General features: G+C 48.5%; 6 protein-coding genes. 3 read left to right on the top strand and 3 right to left on the bottom strand.

Annotation, left to right across the window (positions count from 1 at the left end):
* Nucleotides 1-78: 78 nt before the first annotated feature.
* Together PSCS_RS16390 and PSCS_RS02385 are read left to right on the top strand one after the other, a co-directional pair.
* On the top strand, nt 79-375 hold the full coding sequence (locus PSCS_RS16390) for an addiction module protein (RefSeq protein ID WP_082866404.1): 297 nt from the start codon (nt 79-81) through the stop codon (nt 373-375).
* A 2-nt stretch (nt 376-377) separates the two neighbouring features.
* Entirely contained in the window at nt 378-689 is a 312-nt protein-coding gene (locus tag PSCS_RS02385) for a type II toxin-antitoxin system RelE/ParE family toxin (protein ID WP_082866403.1), read from the top strand.
* 49 nt (nt 690-738) lie between these two features.
* Here the strand turns inward: PSCS_RS02385 and PSCS_RS02380 are convergent, their stop codons facing one another.
* Entirely contained in the window at nt 739-1,317 is a 579-nt protein-coding gene (locus PSCS_RS02380) for a hypothetical protein (RefSeq protein ID WP_157885601.1), read from the bottom strand.
* Nucleotides 1,318-1,591: 274 nt separating this feature from the next.
* Nucleotides 1,592-2,608, bottom strand: coding sequence for an IS110 family RNA-guided transposase (locus tag PSCS_RS02375; protein ID WP_068810180.1), 1,017 nt, complete (start codon nt 2,606-2,608; stop codon nt 1,592-1,594).
* Between the two features lie 262 nt (nt 2,609-2,870).
* Between PSCS_RS02375 and PSCS_RS16385 the strand changes: the two genes are divergently transcribed.
* Complete coding sequence (locus PSCS_RS16385) at nt 2,871-3,203, top strand: site-specific integrase (RefSeq protein WP_068810179.1); 333 nt, start codon at nt 2,871-2,873, stop codon at nt 3,201-3,203.
* A 102-nt stretch (nt 3,204-3,305) separates the two neighbouring features.
* Here PSCS_RS16385 and PSCS_RS02365 read toward each other — a convergent pair whose 3' ends face one another.
* Nucleotides 3,306-5,711, bottom strand: a complete 2,406-nt coding sequence (locus PSCS_RS02365) for a DUF5916 domain-containing protein (protein ID WP_157885600.1) — start codon at nt 5,709-5,711, stop codon at nt 3,306-3,308.
* Nucleotides 5,712-6,000: the final 289 nt, after the last annotated feature.

Below are 6,000 nucleotides of genomic sequence, written 5' to 3'. Positions count from 1 at the left end.
CTAACGCCGCCAACACGCGCAGCTTTGTAGTGGAGGTGAAGCCGCAGCGAAAAAGCTGTCGCTGTGCTTGGCCTTGTTATGGGATGTATTTTGCTGCATCATTTAACCATTACCGCTTTGTTATTTTTGGTAAATACGATGGATACAGCCCAACTTGAAAGTATTACAAACGCCGCTATGACACTGTCTGAGCGAGAGCGAGCCAAACTTGCGCATGATTTGGTAGCAAGTTTGGATGGCCCTGCCGATATTAGCGTCGCAGAGGCCTGGGATTCTGAAATTTGCCGTAGAATCAATGACATTGAATCTGGCAAAACAGAACTCATGGATGCAGATGAAGCCATTGCACGTGCTAGGGCTCGGATAAGGAGCTGATTTTGAAGGTAAAGGTTAGCACGGAAGCTACCGAAGAGTTGATCGAAGCCGTTGCGTGGTACGAATTGGAAGTCCCCGGCCTTGGAGGCCAACTGATCGATACGTTTGAGCAGGCTACAACCAGGCTCAGTAAACCAAACCCTCCGCTTATACCCATGGTTGGTGAAGCTTCCAAGCTGGGAGCTAAAAGACTTATTCTTCAACGATTTCCTTTCTCCCTTGTGACGATAGTCGATAACCAAACGATCACTGTTGTCGCTTTTGTACATCACTCCAGAAAGCCTGGCTACTGGCACGAGCGAATTGTTCCATAACGCCCGCGTAATAGGCGCGAGCTTGCGAGCGTCCTGATTGACGCGCTTGTTACACGTAAAACGGCCAATATGCTTTCCTGCGAAACTCTAGATAATGAGGATGTACTAACCATTGGTACAGATCATGCAGTTTAGTGCTTTTAATATAATCTTCTAGGTGGTATTTTTTAGCATTCTCTAAAAACCGGTCAATTTCCTGAACTAACTGTGCAGCAATCATCCCGTCCGTATTCACAATATTAAACACCTGAAACTGACACCGTTCTGAATTATGTATCATTAAAGAATGAATTATATAATCGATGAATACATCATTATTACCCTGCCCGTGCTCTTGCCACATTTTTGACATTTTTTCTTTTTGGTTTTCCCTATCTTGATCTGCAAGATGCGTATCAACCAAATAGGCTAAAGAGTTTCTGATTTCACTATTGTAAGAATTAAACTCTTTCGTAAATTCCTCTTTTTCTTTAGCTCGCTGTGCCATAGAGATTCCCTTGATCACAGCGCATGTTGCAACAAAAACTGCCACTGGCTCCCAGTGGGGATCAAAGATCATCCAGCAGACTACGACTAAACCACTTAAAAGATATAGGTTTCTTTCAGTTAGGTACTTCTGAAATGGCACGCATCTCTCCTTTACGTGTAACATCTATGGACACCCCAGTTTTTGCAAGAAAAATATTGACGATTGAAAGGTTATGCATCCATCTATCCGGGTTTTAATAAGATATTTTTAATACCTATACCCCTGATGAAATTCGCTGATCTAGCTCTAATCATTTTTACGTTCTCTGAACGAACGATGTTAGGCACAGAGTTTCTAGATCACGGTCCTACCTATCTTGTCATCAATTCTATTTTCCTTCGCAAAACCATGAAGTATCATTATCTTTGATTGTTCAATTGTTGCTAGCGAATGCTCTGTCGTGTACTAATATTGCCCAAGAAATTCTTGCTAACTTATTCGCTAAAGCCACAACTACTTTATTCTTATGCATTCTTGATAGTAATTCGTTTACCCATTCATAAAATGGTTTACCAGGTTTTATGTGACGAATAACTGCTCTTGCTCCATGAATGAGCATTCGTCGCATATATGTATCACCTCTCTTACTAATCCCCATTAAGGTATTTTTCCCACCGCTTGAATGTTGTTTTAGTACTAACCCCAACCAAGCAGAAAATTGTCGACCAGACTTGAAACTTTTGGCATCGCCTACACTAGCTACTATCGCCGAAGCAGTTAATCGACCAACTCCAGGTATCTCGATAAGGCTTTTACAAAGCTGGCTGGCTTTACTGGTCGTATCTATTAACGTATCCAAACGTTTAATATATTCTTCCAGTTCCCTTAAGCGCACTTCCATGGATCTGATATGATCAAACAGTAATGATGGCATGCGTAATTCAGCATCAGCAAAGTCCGTTCGGAACCATTTTGCTAATTGATATCGTCCCGCGGGAACGCTTATCCCAAACTCCTGCATACTAGCCCGAATTCGATTGATTAACGATGTTCGATCCCGGATCACACCTTCTCGCTCTCTATGAATCAATAGCAATGCTTGCTGCTCAGGACTTTTTACGCTAACAAAGCGCATATTTGGTCTCGTTACTGCCTCGCAAATGGCTTCTGCATCAGCTGCATCATTTTTATTGGTTTTTACATAGGGCTTTACGTACTGAGGTGGCATTAACTTTACCTCATGACCTAGCTTTGTAAGTTCTCTTGCCCAATAATGAGAACTAGAACATGACTCCATGCCAACTAGAACAGGCTTTAAGTTACTGAAGAACTTTAAAATTTGCGCACGCCGAAGTGATCTGTTAAGAATTATTTTTCCTTTGTTATCTGCACAACAGACCTGAAATATTGATTTAGCCAAATCAATTCCAACTACATTTATGTTATTCATTAGTACACCTCCGTATTAACTGACTAGGTCAGTATAAAGGGGTGTCCATTTCATTATTTTTATAGTGCGCTAGCGCGCTTTCTAGACTCCGCTGCACGCTATGTCGGCACGTATATTTCTTTTTTTATTTAATAATCTACTAACTACATCAATAACTTCCAAATATCAATCCAAATCAGCTTGATATAAGCGTGCCCACGATTATCTGAATAGTCCTGCTATAACACTATTACCCAAAAGTACGAGTATTCAGAGGGAGGACATGGTGGCAAGCCCATTTATTGAAGAAATCCGTAGGGATATGCGTTTACGAGGTTACGCAATTAAGACAGAGAAAACCTACTTGCACTGGATACGGCGGTATATCTATTTCATTGGCCGCAAGCATCCTGCAGATGTGCCCGTTGAGAGAGTCACTGAATATTTAACTTACTTGGCAGCAGGCAGAGCGGTGGCAGTGAATACACAGAAAATCGTCTTGAATGCCCTGTCTTATCTTTATTCAAAATTTCTAGGGGTTGCGCTGGGAGATCTAAATTTCTCGCTAGCGACAAATACTGGGTCAGCATTTTGCTGGGACAAACAGTCCGCTTGATAACATATTATAGATTCTGCCCATCAACCTACTTTGAGGCACAAAAAAGGCGACCCGCAAGGTCGCCTCTTTTGGTCATGCATGTGTCCAGGTGCTTGAAGGTCAGCTACCCAGCCGATACCGCAACTTAACAACCCACACATCCGTCAACCGTTCAGTCCAGGCATCAAACAGCAGGTCCTGGAATTCCGACCCAGCGTAGTTGGGCAGGTTGCTGCCGCGGGTGTAGACCACGAAGAGGTCAGACAGCGGTGCGATTTCCCAGCGGTAACGGGCCTGGAAGTTGAGCTGACTGATGGTGAAGTCACCTCTGGTCGTTGCGTGTTTGGCTGTGGGAATCAGGTGTCTTACATCAGTCTGGTCGACGCGGTAGTACTCGTCTTCCTGTGCCTTTATGCCGGTCCACTGCATGGCCAGGCGGAACTGCTGCTTGGCGTTGATGAAGTAGTTCATGTTCCACTCCGGGAACCAGCCGTCGGCCTCGTAGGAGGCGAAGCGGTCGTCGCCCTGGTGTACCAGCCAGGATTTACGATCGCGATACTCCAGTTGCAGTTCTGTGCTGAAGCGGTCGTTTGGCTGCCAGGTCAGGCCCAACTCGTAGTTGATGTTGTCGGCCTGCAGGTCTTCTTCGGAGTTGCCGATGCCCAGATTGACGCTCAGTGGCTGCGAACGGTCACTGTTCCACGAGGCGCTGTAGGAGACCCGGTGTGGAATCTTGTAGGTGCCATTGCCGCGACTGAGACGGTCATCGGTGCGTGGCGGGAAGTAGCGCAGGCTGAGGTTTAACTGGGTGTTGTCATAGAAGGTCATGTTCTGACTACCGAACAGGCCCAGGCGAACCGGGCGACCGTCTGTGTTCCACTGGTTGATGACTTGCAGGGAGCGTTCCAGCGTGCGGAAGTTATCCAGGCCGGATTCAGTAATGCCCAGGCGGTAGTCCAGCTGCATAAAATCATTTCGCTGCAGGTAGCCGATGTCATTAATTTCCAGCGTGTCGTCGTGATAGGTGCCGGTAAATGAATGCTCAACGCCCTGCTGGGGACGATAGTCCAGGTCAAAGAAACCGCCCGTGCCGGTAACATCGTTCACGTCACTGTGCAGGAACTGGCCATCCAGTACCCACTTGGTATCCGCAGAGAACCAGGAATAGTCAACGCCGTTCACGGTGGCATCGTGATCGGGGTGCGACAGGTTGGCGCCGATCCAGCCAATACCGCGACGACCACCGCCGCTGGTGTCTTCGTACATCAGTCGGCCGATGGCAAAGTCTTTACCGGTACTTTGCAGGTTCACTTTTTCGCCGTCACTCAGGCGGGTGCCCTGGACCACCATGTCGTCTTCAGAGGCCAGCAGCGCGCCGTAGCGCCAGTTGCCTTGTGAACCGGTGATCTTGCCAGCCCCCAGCAGGTCGGTGGGTGCATTGCGCTCGGCAGCGCCGACGCTGATGCCGTCAGGCACATCAATATCAGGCGCGGCGCCGATACGACGAGTGTTGAGTACTGTTGTTGGACCGAAGGGGCCGCCATTAGCGCGGGGCGTGGCGCGGAAAATTTCCTGGCCTTCCAGGAAGAAGGGGCGCTTTTCGGAGAAGAACACCTCAAAAGCACCCAGGTTGACGACCACATCGTCTGATTCCACGGTGCCAAAGTCCGGGTTGATGGTGGCGGACAGTTGCGTATTGGAGTTCGGGCGCCAGTACAGGTCAGCACCGGTACGTGCCTCTGTATCGTTATTGATGTTGTCTTGTGTGACCGAGGCGTAAGGGTAGAACGTAAACTGGGTGCGTGGGTTGATGCCCTCCAGCTCAAACTGCTGGAATCCGGACAGGTACTCCGGGTTGGTGCTTGGCAGCGCTGGCCAGGACCAGGTCTCGTTACGACGTACCATCATGCGCTCGGTATAGATACCGACCTGGCGAGTCTCGCCAGACTGTGGCAGTGTCATCATGGACCAGGGGATGAACATCTCTGTTGACCAGCCATTGTCCAGTTCCTGTGTCACGGCATCCCAGGGACCGTCCCAGTCACGGCTGATCTGCTTCTCGGGCAGGATCGTGCCGTCTGACAACGTGCCGCCCAGGTTGATGCGCAGGAAATAACCGTAAAGGCCCTGGCCGGAGGTGTCGATGGACAGCACGTAGCCATCACGCTGTACGCCTTCGTCACGTGAGCTCATGCGGCCTACCAGTGTCTCGGGGTCCTGGTAGTTCATGGCGCCGACATAAATGCCGTCGTCATTGTAGAAAATGCGGGTATCTGTGCGCTCGGGGGCCGGCTCCAGGGTATCCGGCGTGATGACGCGCATGCCATCAATGGCGGGTACCTGCTGCCATACCCCTTCGGACAGGTGGCCATCCAGGGTGATATCGGCATTATCAATACGGGTCATTTGCATGACGCCAGAGGCTTGTGCTTCCTGGGCTTCTGTTGCGGCGCTGTGAAGAAGGGAAACTGAAGACAATACGAGGGTGCTACCTGCGAGAAGCAGGGAATAAGTGGGGTTTTTCACGCGATCTCTCACCTAGTTCTTATAATTGTGGCAATTATACCAGTTATATGTGGGGTACCAGACCGTTTAGTCTGTAACATTGTTTCACAGTAAAAGCCGCTAATCGGGCAGTTTCGCCATAATTTTTCATGACATTGTCAGAATTGAGGCGATAAAAAAGTTTTTTTTGTTGTCATAGTGAATGAATCCGGTTTTCAGCCGTCAACTTATAGTAGGGCCTGCTTGCAGGCCCTGTGGGTTTGTTTCTTGAATTTGGTCTTGCCGGCGGGGCATGGGCGATAGATTCAGA

Origin of the sequence: Pseudohongiella nitratireducens (assembly GCF_001642735.1) — a bacterium.
GTDB lineage: Bacteria > Pseudomonadota > Gammaproteobacteria > Pseudomonadales > Pseudohongiellaceae > Pseudohongiella > Pseudohongiella nitratireducens.
This window is presented reverse-complemented; position numbering and strand designations above follow the sequence as displayed.